Source organism: Sphaerospermopsis aphanizomenoides BCCUSP55 (assembly GCF_001586785.1).
Taxonomy (GTDB): Bacteria; Cyanobacteriota; Cyanobacteriia; order Cyanobacteriales; family Nostocaceae; genus Sphaerospermopsis_A; species Sphaerospermopsis_A aphanizomenoides_A.
The window spans coordinates 1-17,021 of record NZ_LUFH02000122.1 but is presented as its reverse complement, the minus strand read 5'-3'; the positions used below and the strand labels follow the sequence as shown (position 1 = coordinate 17,021).

The following is a 17,021-nucleotide window of genomic DNA, read 5'->3' as shown; positions in this document are numbered from 1 at the left end:
GAAAATTAACAGTTGAAAATTATCAATTGTTAATTATCAATTATCAATTATCAATTATCAATTAATCATGCGCTCTGTTCAATCTAATCAATTTGACTACGTAAAAATCGGACTGGCATCACCGGAACGTATCCGTCAGTGGGGTGAGCGGACTTTGCCTAATGGTCAGGTGGTGGGTGAGGTGACAAAGCCAGAAACCATTAATTACCGCACCTTGAAGCCAGAGATGGATGGTTTGTTTTGTGAGCGCATCTTTGGCCCCGCTAAGGACTGGGAATGCCATTGTGGTAAATATAAACGGGTGCGCCATAGAGGCATTGTTTGTGAACGCTGTGGTGTGGAGGTGACAGAATCACGGGTGCGGCGGCACAGAATGGGCTTTATTAAGCTGGCTGCTCCTGTTGCCCACGTTTGGTATCTCAAGGGAATTCCTAGTTATATTGCCATTCTCTTGGATATGCCACTGCGAGATGTGGAACAAATTGTTTATTTCAACTCATACTGTGTTTTAGCTCCGGGCAATGCCGATACTCTGACCTACAAACAATTGTTGAGTGAAGACCAATGGCTAGAAATTGAAGATGCCATTTACAGCGAAGATTCCCAACTGGTGGGGGTAGAAGTAGGCATTGGGGCTGAGGCCCTGCTGCGGTTGCTGGCGGATATTAATTTGGAGCAAGAAGCGGAAAACCTCAGAGAAGAAATCAATAATGCCAAGGGACAAAAACGGGCAAAGTTAATTAAACGTCTGCGGGTGATTGATAACTTTATTGCCACTGGTTCTAAGCCAGAGTGGATGGTGATGGCGGTGATTCCGGTGATTCCGCCCGATTTGCGCCCAATGGTGCAGTTGGATGGGGGGAGATTTGCTACTAGTGATTTAAATGATTTATACCGCCGGGTGATTAACCGCAACAACCGTCTAGCCAGACTGCAAGAAATCCTCGCGCCGGAGATTATTGTCCGTAATGAAAAACGGATGTTGCAAGAAGCGGTGGATGCCTTGATTGACAATGGTCGTCGGGGTCGGACTGTGGTGGGAGCAAACAACCGCCCGCTCAAGTCTTTGTCTGACATTATTGAAGGGAAACAAGGACGCTTCCGGCAAAATTTGTTGGGTAAACGGGTGGACTATTCTGGACGCTCGGTAATTGTGGTGGGGCCAAAGCTGCAAATTCACCAGTGCGGGCTACCAAGGGAAATGGCCATTGAACTGTTCCAGCCCTTTGTGATTAATCGTCTGATTCGTTCGGGCATGGTGAACAACATCAAGGCAGCCAAAAAACTCATTTCTCGCAATGACCCCAGTGTGTGGGATGTGTTGGAAGATGTGATTGAGGGGCATCCGGTAATGTTAAACCGTGCGCCCACACTGCACCGTTTGGGAATTCAGGCTTTTGAACCGATTTTGGTAGAAGGGAGAGCAATACAGCTACATCCCCTAGTGTGTCCTGCTTTTAACGCTGACTTTGACGGCGACCAAATGGCGGTTCACGTACCTCTGTCCTTGGAAAGTCAGGCAGAAGCGAGATTGTTGATGTTAGCTTCCAACAATATTCTTTCCCCAGCAACGGGAAAACCCATCGTTACTCCTAGCCAAGATATGGTTTTAGGAGCTTATTACCTGACAGCAGAAAACCCCAATGCTACCAAGGGGGCTGGTGGTTACTTTTCCTCGCTGGATGATGTGATTATGGCCTATCAGCAAGACCAGGTTGACCTCCATTCCTATGTTTATGTGCGGTTTGATGGAGAGATGGAAACCAGTCAACCAGATACTGAGCCATTAGAAGTGATAGAAAATGAAGATGGTAGCCGGACTTTACTGTATAAGTTCCGCCGTGTCCGTCAAGATGCCGAAGGTAATTTGATTTCTCAGTATATCTACACCACCGCTGGTCGGGTGATTTATAACAAAGCGATTCAAGAAGCGTTAGCTAGTTAGGTGACAGGTGACAGGTGACAGTGAAGAAAGCAGGGGAGGCATGGGAAGCAGGGGAAGCAGGGGGAGAATATTAACTCTTGCCTCTTGCCTCTTGCCTCTTGCCTCTTGCCTCTTGCCTTCTGTTCCCTGTTCCCTGTTCCCTGTTCCCTATTCCTAATAACTAATGACCAAGGACTAATGACTAATGACTGAAAAAATGATTTTTCGTAACCTTGTCGTTAACAAGGGTCAACTGAGAAACTTAATCTCCTGGGCATTTACCCATTACGGCACAGCACGAACAGCAGTAATGGCAGACAAGCTCAAAGACTTGGGTTTTAGATATGCCACCAAAGCCGGAGTTTCCATCAGTGTGGATGATTTGATGGTGCCGCCTTCTAAGCGATCACTCCTGGAAGCAGCAGAAGCAGAAATTCGCAGCACCGAGGAAAGGTTTAAACGGGGAGAAATTACGGAAGTAGAACGTTTCCAAAAGGTAATTGATACCTGGAACGGTACTTCGGAAAGCTTGAAGGATGAGGTGGTGACACACTTCAAAAAAACCAATCCCCTCAACTCTGTGTATATGATGGCCTTTTCTGGCGCACGGGGTAACATTTCCCAAGTCCGACAGTTGGTGGGGATGCGGGGATTGATGGCAGATCCCCAAGGGGAAATTATTGACTTACCAATTAAAACCAACTTCCGAGAAGGATTAACAGTTACAGAATATATTATTTCCAGTTACGGCGCGAGAAAGGGTCTGGTAGATACGGCATTGCGGACTGCTGACTCTGGTTATCTCACCCGGCGGTTGGTGGATGTGTCCCAAGATGTAATTATTCGGGAATTTGACTGTGGCACCACCAGGGGTATTCCTTTGCGAGATATGACCGAAGGGGCAAAGGTATTAATTCCCCTAGCCACTAGATTAATGGGACGGGTAGTAGGACAAGATGTAGTGCATCCTGTGACTGGAGAAATTATTGCTGCTCGCAACACTCCCATTGATGATGACTTAGCTATAGTCATTGGTAAATCTGGGGTGAAGGAAGTAGTGGTGCGATCGCCCTTGACCTGTGAAGCGGCTCGTTCTGTGTGTCAGCACTGTTATGGTTGGAGTTTGGCTCATGCCAAAATGGTAGACCTGGGTGAAGCAGTGGGAATTATTGCCGCACAGAGTATTGGTGAACCTGGTACTCAGTTAACCATGCGGACTTTCCACACCGGGGGCGTGTTCACTGGGGAAGTTGCCCAACAGGTGCGAGCCAAAATTGACGGGGCGGTGAAAATTTCTCGCAAGTTGAAAACCCGTCCTTACCGTACCCGCCATGGAGAAGATGCCCTCTACGCCGAAACCAACGGGCTGTTAGAAATTGTTCCCAAGGCCAGTAAAGACGAGGAACAGGGAGAAAATGCTCCTGCCCAGGAAATTCAAGTCACCCAAGGTTCTACTCTGTATATTACTGAAGGACAAAGGGTGAAGGCGGGGCAGTTGTTGGCAGAGGTGGCTTTGGGTGGAAGAACCGCCAGGGCCAATACAGAAAAAGCCGTCAAAGATGTGGCCTCTGATTTAGCTGGGGAAGTGCAGTTTGCCGATGTGGTGGCAGAACAAAAAACTGACCGCCAAGGCAACACCACCACTACTGCTTCTAGAGGGGGTTTGATTTGGATTTTGTCTGGGGAAGTGTATAACTTGCCACCGGGTGCAGAACTGGTAGTGAATAACGGTGATGCGATCGCTACCAATGGAGTTTTGGCAGAAACCAAGTTAACTACAGTGCATGGTGGGGTAGTGCGTTTACCAGAAGCTATTCCCGGTAAAGCCACCAGAGAAATTGAAATTATCACTGCTTCTGTGGTCTTAGACCAAGCCACGGTGACAGTCCACAGTGGACAAGGGAAGAATAATTATTTAATTCATACAGGTGACAGGTTACAGGTGACAGGTGACAGTGGAGAAGAAAGTTCTTCCCTACACCCCACACCCCACACCCTACACCCTACTTCCCAGACTTTTAACCTCCGGGCTACACCGGGAACAAAGGTACAGAATGGTCAAGTGGTAGCGGAATTGATTGATGATCGTTATCGTACTACTACCGGCGGTTTCTTGAAGTTTGCTGGCATTGAAGTCCAGAAAAAAGGCAAGGCCAAGCTGGGTTATGAAGTAGTGACTGGGGGGACGCTGCTGTGGATACCGGAAGAAACCCACGAGGTGAATAAGGATATTTCCTTGTTGTTGGTGGAAGACGGGCAGTTTGTGGAAGCTGGTACAGAAGTGGTGAAAGACATTTTCTGTCAAACCAGTGGGGTGATTGAAGTTACCCAGAAAAACGACATCCTGCGGGAAGTGGTGATTAAACCAGGGGAACTGTTGATGGTGGATGACCCAGAGGCAGTGCTGGCTAAGGACAACACTTTCATTCACCCAGGGGAAGAGTTCCAAGGAACAGTGGCGACGGAACTGCGATATATCCAATATGTGGAATCACCAGAGGGCCCAGCATTATTAAGCCGTCCGGTAGTGGAATTTGAAGTCAAGAGTAACCCTGACTTGCCTTCTACCACTTCAGTTAGTCAACAAACAGGCCGTTCTATTCAGTTGCGGGCGGTGCAGCGTTTACCTTACAAAGATTCCGAACGGGTGAAATCTGTAGAAGGGGTGGAACTGCTGCGGACACAGTTGGTATTGGAAATTGAACAAGAAGGGGAACTAGACCACAACGCTTCTCCACTGGCGGCGGATATTGAATTGGTGCCAGATAGTGAAAACGCAGAGATTCAAAGATTGCAGCTGGTGATTTTGGAATCTTTGGTGGTCAGACGTGATATTGCCGCTGATGCGACCCAAGGCAGCACCCAAACCACTCTGGAAGTGGAAGATGGACTGACTATTGCCCCTGGTGCAGTGGTAGCGCGGACACAGATTTTGTGTAAGGAAGGGGGCATAGTCCGTGGTGTCCGTAAAGGTACAGAAGCAGTACGCCGTTGTTTGGTGCTGCGCGACAGCGATATGATCACCATGACTACTACTACTGCGCCAAAGGTGAAAAAAGGTGACTTGTTAGTAGAAGGTGCGGAAATTGCCCCTGGTGTGTTTGCAGCTGAATCTGGACAAGTAGTCGCAGTTAGGAGGCAGGAGGCAGGAGGCAGAAGACAGGAGGCAGAAGATAGTTCTGCACTGACAACTGATAACTGTTCACTGATAACTGTTAGAGTTGGCCGTCCCTATCGAGTCAGCCCTGGGGCGGTGTTGCAAATTGAAGATGGGGACTTGGTACAACGGGGTGATAACCTGGTGTTGTTGGTGTTTGAGCGGGCAAAGACTGGGGACATTATTCAAGGTTTGCCCCGGATTGAAGAATTGCTAGAAGCTCGTAAACCCAAGGAAGCTTGTATTTTGTGCCGTCGTCCTGGAGAAGTGAAGGTGGTGTACGGTGATGGTGATGAAGCATTAATATCACGAGAAGCTTATGCCATCAAAGTTGTGGAATCTAACGGTGTTGTCACTGATTATCCCCTTGGCCCTGGACAAAACCTGATGGTTCCCGATGGCGCTCATGTTTTGGCTGGTCAACCGCTGACTGATGGACCCTCTAACCCCCATGAGATTTTAGAAATTTTCTTTAGTCTCGGTTCTGATGATGGTGTGTATGCCTGTGCTAGTCATGCCTTGCAAAAAGTTCAAAGCTTTTTGGTGAATGAGGTGCAGATGGTGTATCAATCCCAAGGCATTGATATTGCTGACAAGCACATTGAGGTAATTGTTAGACAAATGACTAACAAAGTCCGCATTGACGATGGTGGAGATACGACCATGTTACCTGGTGAGTTGGTGGAACTGCGCCAAGTGGAACAGGTGAATGAGGCAATGTCCATTACAGGTGGTGCAAGGGCGCAATATACTCCTGTGCTGTTGGGGATTACTAAGGCATCTTTAAACACGGACAGTTTTATTTCTGCGGCATCTTTCCAAGAAACCACTAGGGTGTTAACTGAAGCAGCTATTGAAGGTAAGTCTGATTGGTTGCGTGGTCTGAAGGAAAACGTGATCATTGGGCGCTTGATTCCGGCTGGTACTGGTTACAACACTTATGATGAACCCAGCACTATTGAAGACTATGGAACCGATTTGGGTAGCGGGGTTTTGGATGAGGTTGATGACCCGTTAGATATGGTACTGGATGACCGTACTGCTAAACTCTATAGCTTAGATACTCCTAGCTTGGATGGCAGCTATGGTGGTAGACGAGGAGATAGGTCGATTTTGGATGATGATGATTTAATTGCTGATGAAGTCAGCGACCTTGTAGAAGAAGAGGACGACTACGAGGAGGATGATGATGATGATTACGATGATGAGGAATAAAGCTGATTATCCCAGGTAGTCTAGGAAAATCAAAGTTAATAGCATTACAGGCAAGAGATGAAAATCTTTTGCCTTTTTCTTTTGTTATATGACTTATAGTGATCCGATTTGATTTATGTTCGCGTAGCGTGGCGTATGCCATATCTTTCCTAGAGGCAGGGAACAGAAGGCAAGAGGCAAGAGTTAATATTCTCCCCCTGCCTCCCCTGCTTCCCCTGCTTCCCCTGCTTTCTTCACTGTTACCTGTCACCTACCATAGCTGCTGTAATCAAAAATTAGTAACCGTCACGCTGACTCCTGAATCAAGCCTGGGAACTTTTAAATACTCAATTGGTTCATAACTGTGAATATCTAAGTTATTCTCTGCTGCACATGGTTGAAAGAACGTCTCTGGATTGTTAATATACTCCAACGGGTTAATTTTTTTACATTCAGGATCTCTGATGCTTAAATTTGCATCTGTATTATTTGTTGTATCAATTACTGTATTCCACTTGTTAGTCAGTGTGGCAGCTTCCGTGATTAAATTAGCTGACTGATTGTGTTGTCCTTGGATAGCAGAAGTTGGTTTTGGGTTAGCATTGGCAGTGGAGATGGTAGTGGTGATTACACTTATCCCACATATCGCACCCATAACAATGGCTAAGGTTAAAAGAGACAATTTCATAATTAACTTGATAAAATTTAAGGCTGGTGAAAAAATGCCATTCAACTAGACACAAACGCTGAAATATACACAATCAGTTTAAACCAGATTGGGAGCATCCCCATGAAAGCAAAAATAACCGTAGCAATACTAAAAATTCTCTTAAATCCTCTTAACTTTGTGTCTTTTGCGTTCTTTGCGGTTGATTCATATCAAGCCTTGAAGCACTTGCCAGAGTTCAGAAAAATAAACTTATACCAATTCTGTATGAAGATGCGCTGAATTCAAATAAACGTTCGCGAAGCGTGGCGTTAGCCATACCGCAGAGGCACAGAGTACACAGAGAGAAAAGCTCAATCTAAAATTTGGCGCAGCCTCACAAAGAAATGGTATTACACATTTGGGATGCTCCCACCTGATTTAAAGCTCACTCTGTAAATAATAGTAGTGTTCGCAATTTTTATTTTTAAAAGTATGTTAAACTTCAAAATTCAAAATTCTTAATTTTGCTATTGTTTTTAGGTTTGGCTTTCATTAACAACTAATTACGCTGAAAAAAGCAAAATTTATTTACTTTTTGTTACTTTTAGTAAAGTTTAAATTTCCATTATGACCACTGAAACTAATGTTCCTTCTGTAGAGAGCCTAGAATATGTTGTTTATATTGATGATACTGGTGAATTGCCAGAACAATTCCAAGGTCAAATAGGAGTATATGCTATTTTCGATCAAGAAAAAATTCTCCGCTTTGTTGGTTATTCTCGTGATGTTTATCTTAGTCTCAAACAACATTTAGTACGTCAGCCAGAACAATGTTATTGGGTTAAAGTGCAAACTATTGAAAGACCTAATCGCACGCTGCTAGAAAATATTGAAAATGCTTGGATTGCTGAAAATGGTTCTCTTGATTTAAAAAATGTTGAAATTAAAGATAAATGGACTAATCCTATTAATACTCAGGCGCTTATGACATCTGAAGAAAAGACTAATTATCAAAATCCGTTAATTGATGATTTAGCAAAAATGAAACTGATTAAAAATGTAGCCCGACGAGTTGAAACTGAAATTTTAGCGGTATTAGCAGCAAGGGGATTAAAAACTCAAATTCGCTTTAATCCTAAATTAAAAGAAGAAGGTTTACTGGATTTGAAATAGCAAATAAAATGATTGGTGATTAGTCATTAGGTAAGCATTCAGCTATCAGTAATCAGCTATAGGACTCCTATTTGATTTTTGATAGCTTGCGTGGCGTACCCATACAAAACTCCGTATACCTAAATCCTCTCAAACTCTATTCCCTATTCCCTAAATGAACTACGAAATAGCGCGAAAACTACTCATCGACCAAACAACAAATGATGACAATTCAGATGCCTTGTTAAATCGTTTAAAACAAGGAAAACCCCCAGTACCAGGTCAAATTACCTCTGTTTTGTTAGCCTTGAAAGTTGTGTTTGAAGCTCTCAAAGATGCTACTAGCTTGGATAAAGAACTAGCCTTTGCCTTGTATAAATTAGGTATTAGAGCTTTGCAATTTTTTGCCACAGGACGCAAAGCAGGTATTGACTGGCCGCCTTTACTGCAAGAAGATTTGCAACGCATTTCCTTAGCAACTGAAAGTATATTTTGCGGCAAATGGCAAACCTTACAACTGAGAGGTAAGCTAAAGGATGAGGTATAGGTTGTATACTGTCACCTGTCACCTATTCCCTGTCACCTACTATACTAACGGGTTCTTAGTTCTGCCTCTAATTTATCCAGGTCAGATTTAAGAAAAACAGTGATTTGACCACTCAAAGCTTTACCTTCTCTGGGTTTAGCTATTTCTACCCAATAACCAAAGCGATCGCCTAATCGTAACTCTCCCTTTAATGCTTCCCGAATTGGTGTTTTTGCTAAACGTGCTTGATTAATTGCACTCTGATTAGGATATTCATAAACAGCTTGAGCGCGATTATAGTCTTGATAGATATCTAAACCATATATTACCCGCAAAGACTCCTGAAGACGTTCAATTGTCACACCATTCACACCATCATACATACTCAGGCGTTCTGTACGAATTGTACTGCGGTCTTTAGTAAATGTTACTTTACCTGGAGGCAATACCGAAGCTTGAAAAGTGAATCTTTGGGCGGCTGTATCACTTTTACTGACAAATAGTTTTTCCCCACTGCGAGGACGAAGGGTAGGATGGCCTTGAATCCAGGTCGTTACTTCCTCTGTGCTTTCTCCAGGTAAAGCTTGAACTGGATAATTCAGCAGTATTCCCACAGATAAGCAAGATATAATCGAACAAGAAGAAATTAAAAAATTACTCAAAGATTTTTTTAGCATTTTCCTATTCAGGAATAACATCGTGATTGAAAATAGTTTTCCATGAGTTTTCCATAGGATTAAACTTTATCTCAAGATTTAGCTTTTCGTCAGGTCTGTAAAGCTAAAATAATTACTGCTAAGACGGTAACATTGCCACCTTAATCACTTTGCGGGCTTTCATGTCAGCAAACACCTGTGCTAAATCTTGTAATGGTCGCTGTTCACTAATTAATAACTCAAAAGCAATCTTCCTACTAGCGATGAGTGACAATGCTGCACGTACATATTCCGGCGTATTATGAAATACTCCTTTTAAGGTCAATTCACTGTAATGTAGCTGTTCAGTATTCACGGTAATTTTTGTATCTTTGGGACAACCACCAAATAAATTGACAGTTGCACCAGGACGGGCGCAAGAAATTGCTGTTTCCCACACACTAGGAACACCAGTAGCCTCTATGACTACATCTGCACCCCAACCCTCAGTTAACTCCTTAACAACACTGGGAATATCAGCAATTAGATGATAATTAAAAACCTTTGCCGCACCCAATTTTTTACCAATTTCTAACCGTTGGTCATTACCTCCCCACAGCAACACCTCAGCTTTGGTTTCTGCCGCTAAAACTGCTACAAACATTAAGCCAATAGCCCCATCTCCTAGCACAACTACTCGGTCTTTAGCTTTGACATGAGAACGCCCCACTCCATGTAAAACACAGGCTAAAGGTTCAGTCATTGCTGCCAATTCCAAGGGTAACTCATCGGGAATCCGCAACATATTCTGCTGGACAATTGGTGCGGGAATTTTTAGATATTCGGCAAAAGTGCCATTATTCCATGTCAGATTTGGGCAAAGGGAATATTCTTGACGTTGACAAAAAAAACATTTCATGCAAGGTGCAGAATTATTAGCGACAATGCGATTTCCAACCTGCCAATTATCTACACCAGCACCAACAGCTACAACTGTTCCTGCCGCTTCATGACCAAACAATGTGGGGGGAGTCAACATCCTCGCATGGCCACCACGTCGCCACACCTTCAAGTCTGTACCGCAAGTAGTAGCTGCTGCCACCTTAATCACCACTTCCCCATCACTGGGAGTTGGGTCAGGGACTTGCTCTAGGCGTAAATCTTCTTTTCCGTAAAGTAAAGCTGCTAACAAAGCTTTTTACCTATGAATTAGCTTCCACAAGATTTTACCGAAAAATTTGAATCAGGATTTACAGGATTTGAAGATTTTCCCGATTTTTGCTAAAATAAGAAAGTTGCTGCTATTTTAACCCAAAGTCTGCCTAACTTTTTGGAGTCGTTTAAGTCCCTTGGGCGGAATACCTGTAAATCGAATCAAAAGATGATTTTCTTCCACAGCAGATTTTTTCATCACCTTGGCATAGATATCGGGTTCTTCTGTCAACATAGCTGTTTCTGTTAATAACTTTATCTTAATATTAGTTAATATTTCCAAATCATATTTACAGCGAAGTTGTGCGCCATTTTCCGACAGCCCAACTAATGCTCCTGGTAATAATTTGCCATCTGCGTGTTTACCATGCAAAACAATAAACTCAACAGGTAGTTCATCACTTAAAATTTCGATATTTTCATCAACTTTGGGTAAAAATAGATTATATTTTGCACCGATGCCGCCAATTTCGTAAATAGTGACAGGTTGTTTTATACCTTTGGGTTCTACCTGCGACTGACTATCAATTCTCAAATCAATATTGGCATCCAATAAAGTATATTCAGAAATTAAAATTTGTCCTCCTACAGAATATGATTCAATCCGAGCAGCTAAATTTACATGACTACCAATCACGGTATATTCAGCCCGTTTTTGAGAACCAATATTGCCAGCCACAACTTCACCTGTATTGATACCAATTCCCATTTCTAAAATGGGTAAATTCATTTCCTGATTTTTGGCATTTACCTGTGACATTGCTAACTGCATGGCTACAGCACAAGCGATCGCTCTTTGAGAATCATCTTCCCGATTAATAGGCGCACCAAACATTACTAAAATTCCATCACCCATAAAATCATTAATAGTCCCCTTATATTGATGAATTACATCTGTCATCAATTCCAGATAAAGATTGAGAATTTCTACTACTTTTTCGGGAGGATATTCTTCAGAAATAGCCGAAAAGCCTCTGACATCTGACACTAAAATAGTGACTTTTCTCCTTTCTCCACCCAATTTTAAACCAGAAGGTGTTTCTATTAAATTGGTGACAACTTCATCAGTGAGATAACGCCCAAAGGTCTTTTGCATATTGGCTGCACTCTGAAAAATATATTGGGTAATAATAATAGTTGATCCTGCTAAAGCTAATATGGGTGGGATCAGAGGAATCCACCAACCAGCTAAAAATGCTAGGAAGCAGCAGCTAATCAAAGCACTACCAGTTAGCATAAAACTAACAGTAATCAAAAACATATTATGGCGGTGCTGCCAAAACAATATAGAGCCAATCATAGCCCACAATAAAATCCATAGTCCTTCCTCAAATTCAGACAAAGATTGGATTTGCGGACGACCATCTATAGCTGAACTCAAAATTTGACTGGTTAAATTAGCATGAATTGTTACTCCTGCCATTAGTTCTGTATCAGCAAATACTTTACTACTGTAAGGGGTATAAAAAACGTCTCTTAAACTCTCCGCTGTTGAACCAATGATTACCACCTTTTTGAGCATTAAATCTGGTTCAATTCGGTTTTCTAGAACATCTGTGAGAGAAACTGTCACAAAATTATGTGTTGTTCCTCGATAATTTAATAGGAGTTGATAACTACCCGCAGTTTCTCTAACGTAGCCACCATCATTAGTTTTAAATCTAGGAAAAACACCCCGACCTAACTGTAAATATTCTGGGTTATGTTTTGCAGCTTCTTCAGTAATTCCTTCAGCTTTTAAATATAAAAGTGCTAACTTTAAGCTGAGGCTTTCTATATATTCATTTTTATTTAAATATAGATACAACATTCCTCTACGGATTTTACCATCGTCATCGAAAGGCAAGTCATTTCCTCCTACCTGCTGAAGTTTTTTTAAAATGGGTGATGGTTGGACTAAAGAACTATCTTTAGTTACTAATATTTTTTGAATGCCAATCAAATTAGGAGTAGATTGAAATAACTTCACCAGGTCTTCATGACCAGGATTCACAGGAAAATTACGATAAATGTCTAAGCCTATTGCTCTGGGTTTTTGCTGCTTAATTTTATTCAATAAATCAGTCAACACTACATCAGAAATAGGCCAACTTTTCTGATTATTGATATCATTTTCATTAATCTCAACTATAACTATACGATGGTCAATTCCTTCTTGTGGACGCAGTAGAAATAATTGATCCAAAGCTAATAATTCTATAAATTGAAGCAATCCAGTTAAACGAATTGCTATCACAACAAATGTAATATTGGGAACCGCAATTAAAACTCCTCGCCATTCCCATATTGCCTGTTTTAGTTTTTGCGGTAGAAAATTCATTGATTAATTTTTGGTTGTGCAGGAATTGAGTAATGACGCAGTAGCAATGTTGTTCAACTCCACTGATGCTAAAAATTCTTGCCAATTTTGCTGAACTGTTAAGTTATCAGGCTGAGTACAGCGTAATTTAACTAAATTAGCCAGTGCTTCATACCAAATTCCAGCTTGTGCGTAGAGAGTTGGCTTCTGAAGTAAATCGGCTTTTGCTAAAGAATCAGATAATTGCACATCTGCTGGAATGACTTTAACCAAACCTTCTACATAAGGATTGGTACTAGAATCTTCAGAATCACAAATCAGGGTAAGATACCAGCGATAAGAGGTATTGACTTTTAGTGGTGGTGAATTTTGAGGAAGAGTAAAGCTGATAATTCCTGATGTTTGAGGAAGAGTTAGGTTGGTTTTATAAATTATTTTCTTTTGAGCATCGATAATACTAAACTCAGCAGTTTGGAGTTGAGTTAGAGGTATATGCACAAAAAATGTAGGACGATCATTGAAAGTTAGCCCTGATTTATTCACAGGGAGTAAAGGAGTAATTTCTTGCTGGTTTTCCAGACAAGAAGATCCACGAGTTGCTGCACCAACAGTCGGTGGATTAGCTTTATCATCTACTCGGGGTTTAAATTTTTGACTGATTTGCCAAGTTTTGGGAGTTGGGTATGACTGAGCTAGTACGGATGATGTTTGGGAATATAAAGGTAAAGAAAATGCAAAAAAAGATATAGATATGGGAAGCCATTTCATGGTTGAATATACCCTTGTTGATTATTGTGATGACCGGGAATTTTAGATTTTAGATTTTAGATTTTAGATTAAAAAATTTTGTATAGGTCTGGAGTCCTTCAAGACCGAAAAATACTCGCTGCGCTGCGTACGCTTCGCTAACGTAAATCCCAAATCCAAAATCGTAAATCGTAAATCCAAAATCGAGTGACTGCATATTCCATTAGGAATATGAATGAAATAATTAAATATTATTTAATCAATGGACAATTGATAATTGGTTAATTTGGTTGACAACCTCTATTTTTTAAGATCAAGAGCAAGAAAAACCTTTCCTGCCTTTCAATCCTCTATTCTTGAGGGAGAGGGTAATTTTCCATTATCAATTGTTGAAACAAGGCATTCTTCATAATTTCCGAATTACCTTGAATACCTTGATGACTTTTTATTTAGAGGTGAAAGCTTTAGAGACGAAATCTGTGTCAGCATTGTTTCTGATCCAAAACTCAAATTTAGCACTCAGCAATCAAATTGCCATTACCTAAAGCTATGACTGCATTTTGTCCACCAAAACCAAAGCTAAAACACAGCATACGCTCCACTTTCCTTTCTATTGCTGTTGTGACGAAATTTAAAGCAAATTCTGGCTGTTGTAATCCCACACAAGGAGGCAATTTATTATACTTTAAACCCATGAGCGCAAAAGCTACACCTAAAGCTCCCGATGCTCCCAGTGTATGACCTGTACTACCTTTAGTTGAACTAATTGCGACACTGGGGGGAAATAAATACTGAATTATCTGACTTTCGATGCGATCATTGAGAATAGTAGCTGTACCATGAGCGTGAATGTAGTCGATATCTGCTGGTGTGAGGTCACTACGTTGTAAACATTGCTTGATAGCAGCGATCGCACTTTTTCCTTCTGGTTCTGGCTGATTTGCATGAAAAGCATCTGCTGTCAAGCCAAAACCCAGAATTTCCCCATAAATATTTTCTGGCTTGACTTGACGCTGTTTTGCCAATTCCGCAGATTCGAGAATCAAAACAGCACCACCTTCTCCCAATACCAAACCTTCCCGGTGTAAATCAAAAGGATAAGCGCCTGTTTTTGCTAAAGCCCCCATTTGCTGAAATCCACAGATGGTAAGGGGGGTAATAGGTGCTTCCACTGCACCAGCGATCGCTCGTTGACATTGCCCAGTTTGAATTAACATAGCAGCGTGAGCAATTGCCCAAATTCCCGTAGAACAAGCCGCCATTGGTGCTAAAACTGTACCTAAAGCACCGATTTGTCTGGCTACAGCGATCGCATTCATCTGCGGTAAAGTATCTAACCAATTTTCTAAATTTAATTCTAAATTTAATAATTCTGAATTGATATCACTACCATAAATTTGCCGTGCCAATTTCTCCCAAGACCCTTGATAACCGCGACTAGAACCAATTACCACAGCACAGTCAGGCAAGGGTGCCAATAATTCAGCATCTTTTACCGCAGAATTAACAACCATCTCAGTCAAGGTACTCAAATCCGATGGGTTTTCACCAATCAGACCTAAAGGAATTTTTAAAAGTTCTGGAAATGGTTGATGTAATTCAATTCCTGTTTTACCTGCTAGTAAATTTTGCCAGCTATTTTCTAAGCTGTTACCTAAAGCAGAAACTAAACCTATACCAGTGACAACAACCTGCACCTAATTCGTAATTCGTAATTTGTAATTCGTAATTTGTAATTTGTAATTTTTTCAGTGGTCAATTATTTTTGCAACTGACCACTGACCACTGACTATTGACCAGATTTCAAGTTTTCTGCACCCTGGGTAACTGTAGCGGATTCAATGCGATCGCCTTGCTGAATTTTGTTAACTACATCAAAGCCCTCTGTCACATAACCAAACACAGCATAGTTACCATCTAGAAATCCCAGATCTGCTAAAGCGAAATAAAACTGAGAAGAAGCAGAATCAGGCGATTGCGATCGCGCCATTGCTACTGCCCCTAGTTTATGCTTTAACACAGGTGCTTGATTTACACGAGCCATCTCCAAAGTTTTACTGTAGATTGGTTCTTTTGCACCTTCAGGTTTAATTTCTAAAGGAATACGGCGTTCAGTACCGATTTTTGGGTCTATATAACCACCTGTTCCCAACCTAGCTGCTGGAAATTTGGGATCTTTACTTTGGGGATCACCACCTTGAACCACAAACGGTTGAGGGGAGCGCACAACCCGATGAAATGCTAAACCGTTGTAAACACCCTTTTGTACTAAATCAACGAAGTTGCCAGCAGTAATGGGAGCATCACTTCCATCGACTTCGATGGTAATTGGTGAGCCGTTCACTGTCATCACTACAGTAGCCTTACCTTCGAGCCGTGGTAAATTTTTCATTCCAGGAATACTCTCACTACTAGTTTCTGATACTGTTGTTGCTTCAGCAGTTGACTTGGAGCTTGCCTCAGTTGTTTTTGAGGTAGCTGTAGAGGTTGGAGATGTATTAGAAGCTACTTTTTCTGTGGAACATCCTCCCAACATCAAACCACCAATCATCAACAGAACAACTAAAAATTGTGGAAATTTTAACCGCATTGCCAGTTACTGACTCAACCAGAGTATGTTAACAATTTTGGATTTTGGATCAGGAATTGGGGATTGGTGACTAGGGATTGGGTAGTAATTCATAATTTACAAATTACAATTTACGACATACCCTGTTTTCAATCCAAAATCCAAAATCCAAAATCCAAAATCCAAAATTTATAATCCTTCCAAGGGTACACCCAAAAATCTAGCTAACTGAGCGCCTTGAGTTTCTAAATCAGCCAAAGATAACGGTTGTCCTACCCTTGTCAAAGGAATATCTCGCCGTCCCTTAACCTTGAGGTAGAGTGCGCGTTGGGGATTGAGTCCCTCCTTAATAGAGATACGCACAGATTGTATATCTTGAATGCGACTTTCAATCTCAATTTGGCGGTTTTTCCCAGGAAAACCCCATCGGAATACTTTGAATTTACCAGTTTCCTGATTAAATTCGTTGTAGCCACCGCCTACATCCCATAAAATCACTAACCACAGGTATAAGGCTAAGAGGATACCAGCCAATCCATATAAACTCATTACCAACCCTTGCGGTACAAATACCAGTTGAGTCGGATCGGTGACAATAAGTAAATTGATTTTGAGATAGCTGGAGATGCCAGCCAACAAAAAGCCAGATGCTCCCAAACTAACAATCGTTGCCCACCAGTAGTTGCTAAACCGACGAGAACCGAGGACATTTTGATGCAAGAGGCCATCGCCTGTATTAATCTTTGTTGATGTCGTCATAGAACTACCTTGGCCTGTGAGATATTCTCCTTCAAAGTCTGCCACTTCAGCCGTCTGAATTGCAAGTTATGGCATTTTAGATTTTAGATTTTGGATTTTGGATTGAAAGGAGTAGGTGAGATGCTTAAATAGGGCTGACACTACGCTGTACTATTAGCAGTCAGACGGAAACATTTCCCCTTTGCTTCCCCACACCCC

The 17,021-nt window shown here is 41.8% G+C and carries 12 protein-coding genes; 4 read left to right on the top strand and 8 right to left on the bottom strand.

The window, feature by feature from the left end:
• Positions 1 to 67: 67 nt before the first annotated feature.
• Both A0J48_RS23130 and A0J48_RS23125 read left to right on the top strand, forming a co-directional pair.
• Entirely contained in the window at positions 68 to 1,945 is a 1,878-nt protein-coding gene (locus tag A0J48_RS23130; RefSeq protein ID WP_200326936.1) for a DNA-directed RNA polymerase subunit gamma, read from the top strand.
• A 184-nt stretch (positions 1,946 to 2,129) separates the two neighbouring features.
• Positions 2,130 to 6,296, top strand: coding sequence for a DNA-directed RNA polymerase subunit beta' (locus A0J48_RS23125; RefSeq protein WP_200326935.1), 4,167 nt, complete (start codon positions 2,130 to 2,132; stop codon positions 6,294 to 6,296).
• Positions 6,297 to 6,564: 268 nt separating this feature from the next.
• Here A0J48_RS23125 and A0J48_RS23120 read toward each other — a convergent pair whose 3' ends face one another.
• On the bottom strand, positions 6,565 to 6,963 hold the full coding sequence (locus tag A0J48_RS23120) for a hypothetical protein (protein ID WP_200326934.1): 399 nt from the start codon (positions 6,961 to 6,963) through the stop codon (positions 6,565 to 6,567).
• A 588-nt stretch (positions 6,964 to 7,551) separates the two neighbouring features.
• On the opposite strand from A0J48_RS23120, the gene A0J48_RS23115 reads away from it, so the two are divergent.
• Together A0J48_RS23115 and A0J48_RS23110 are read left to right on the top strand one after the other, a co-directional pair.
• Complete coding sequence (locus A0J48_RS23115) at positions 7,552 to 8,097, top strand: GIY-YIG nuclease family protein (protein WP_200326933.1); 546 nt, start codon at positions 7,552 to 7,554, stop codon at positions 8,095 to 8,097.
• Positions 8,098 to 8,251: 154 nt separating this feature from the next.
• Positions 8,252 to 8,623, top strand: a complete 372-nt coding sequence (locus A0J48_RS23110; RefSeq protein WP_200326932.1) for a Dethiobiotin synthetase — start codon at positions 8,252 to 8,254, stop codon at positions 8,621 to 8,623.
• 44 nt (positions 8,624 to 8,667) lie between these two features.
• Here A0J48_RS23110 and A0J48_RS23105 read toward each other — a convergent pair whose 3' ends face one another.
• The 7 genes from A0J48_RS23105 to A0J48_RS23075 form a co-directional block, all read right to left on the bottom strand.
• Positions 8,668 to 9,279, bottom strand: a complete 612-nt coding sequence (locus A0J48_RS23105) for a hypothetical protein (protein ID WP_200326931.1) — start codon at positions 9,277 to 9,279, stop codon at positions 8,668 to 8,670.
• Positions 9,280 to 9,397: 118 nt separating this feature from the next.
• A complete protein-coding gene (locus A0J48_RS23100; protein ID WP_200326930.1) occupies positions 9,398 to 10,429 on the bottom strand; it encodes a zinc-dependent alcohol dehydrogenase in 1,032 nt (343 codons plus the stop codon).
• 114 nt (positions 10,430 to 10,543) lie between these two features.
• Positions 10,544 to 12,769 (bottom strand): CHASE2 domain-containing protein, encoded by a 2,226-nt coding sequence (locus A0J48_RS23095; protein ID WP_200326929.1) that lies wholly within the window; start codon positions 12,767 to 12,769, stop codon positions 10,544 to 10,546.
• Between the two features lie 3 nt (positions 12,770 to 12,772).
• On the bottom strand, positions 12,773 to 13,516 hold the full coding sequence (locus A0J48_RS23090; protein ID WP_200326928.1) for a DUF928 domain-containing protein: 744 nt from the start codon (positions 13,514 to 13,516) through the stop codon (positions 12,773 to 12,775).
• A 491-nt stretch (positions 13,517 to 14,007) separates the two neighbouring features.
• Positions 14,008 to 15,192 (bottom strand): beta-ketoacyl-ACP synthase, encoded by a 1,185-nt coding sequence (locus A0J48_RS23085; RefSeq protein WP_200326927.1) that lies wholly within the window; start codon positions 15,190 to 15,192, stop codon positions 14,008 to 14,010.
• A gap of 92 nt (positions 15,193 to 15,284) precedes the next feature.
• Positions 15,285 to 16,085 (bottom strand): peptidylprolyl isomerase, encoded by an 801-nt coding sequence (locus A0J48_RS23080; protein ID WP_200326926.1) that lies wholly within the window; start codon positions 16,083 to 16,085, stop codon positions 15,285 to 15,287.
• 168 nt (positions 16,086 to 16,253) lie between these two features.
• Entirely contained in the window at positions 16,254 to 16,823 is a 570-nt protein-coding gene (locus tag A0J48_RS23075) for a photosystem I assembly protein Ycf4 (RefSeq protein ID WP_200326937.1), read from the bottom strand.
• Positions 16,824 to 17,021 lie beyond the last annotated feature (198 nt).

What these genes read in the sequence shown, in the direction of transcription:
- A0J48_RS23075 (WP_200326937.1), bottom strand. Translation starts at nt 16,823, where the DNA reads ATGACGACATCAACAAAGATTAATACAGGCGATGGCCTCTTGCATCAA.
- A0J48_RS23095 (WP_200326929.1), bottom strand. Translation starts at nt 12,769, where the DNA reads ATGAATTTTCTACCGCAAAAACTAAAACAGGCAATATGGGAATGGCGA.
- A0J48_RS23105 (WP_200326931.1), bottom strand. Translation starts at nt 9,279, where the DNA reads ATGCTAAAAAAATCTTTGAGTAATTTTTTAATTTCTTCTTGTTCGATT.
- A0J48_RS23120 (WP_200326934.1), bottom strand. Translation starts at nt 6,963, where the DNA reads ATGAAATTGTCTCTTTTAACCTTAGCCATTGTTATGGGTGCGATATGT.
- A0J48_RS23125 (WP_200326935.1), top strand. Translation starts at nt 2,130, where the DNA reads ATGACTGAAAAAATGATTTTTCGTAACCTTGTCGTTAACAAGGGTCAA.
- A0J48_RS23110 (WP_200326932.1), top strand. Translation starts at nt 8,252, where the DNA reads ATGAACTACGAAATAGCGCGAAAACTACTCATCGACCAAACAACAAAT.
- A0J48_RS23090 (WP_200326928.1), bottom strand. Translation starts at nt 13,516, where the DNA reads ATGAAATGGCTTCCCATATCTATATCTTTTTTTGCATTTTCTTTACCT.
- A0J48_RS23130 (WP_200326936.1), top strand. Translation starts at nt 68, where the DNA reads ATGCGCTCTGTTCAATCTAATCAATTTGACTACGTAAAAATCGGACTG.
- A0J48_RS23115 (WP_200326933.1), top strand. Translation starts at nt 7,552, where the DNA reads ATGACCACTGAAACTAATGTTCCTTCTGTAGAGAGCCTAGAATATGTT.
- A0J48_RS23080 (WP_200326926.1), bottom strand. Translation starts at nt 16,085, where the DNA reads ATGCGGTTAAAATTTCCACAATTTTTAGTTGTTCTGTTGATGATTGGT.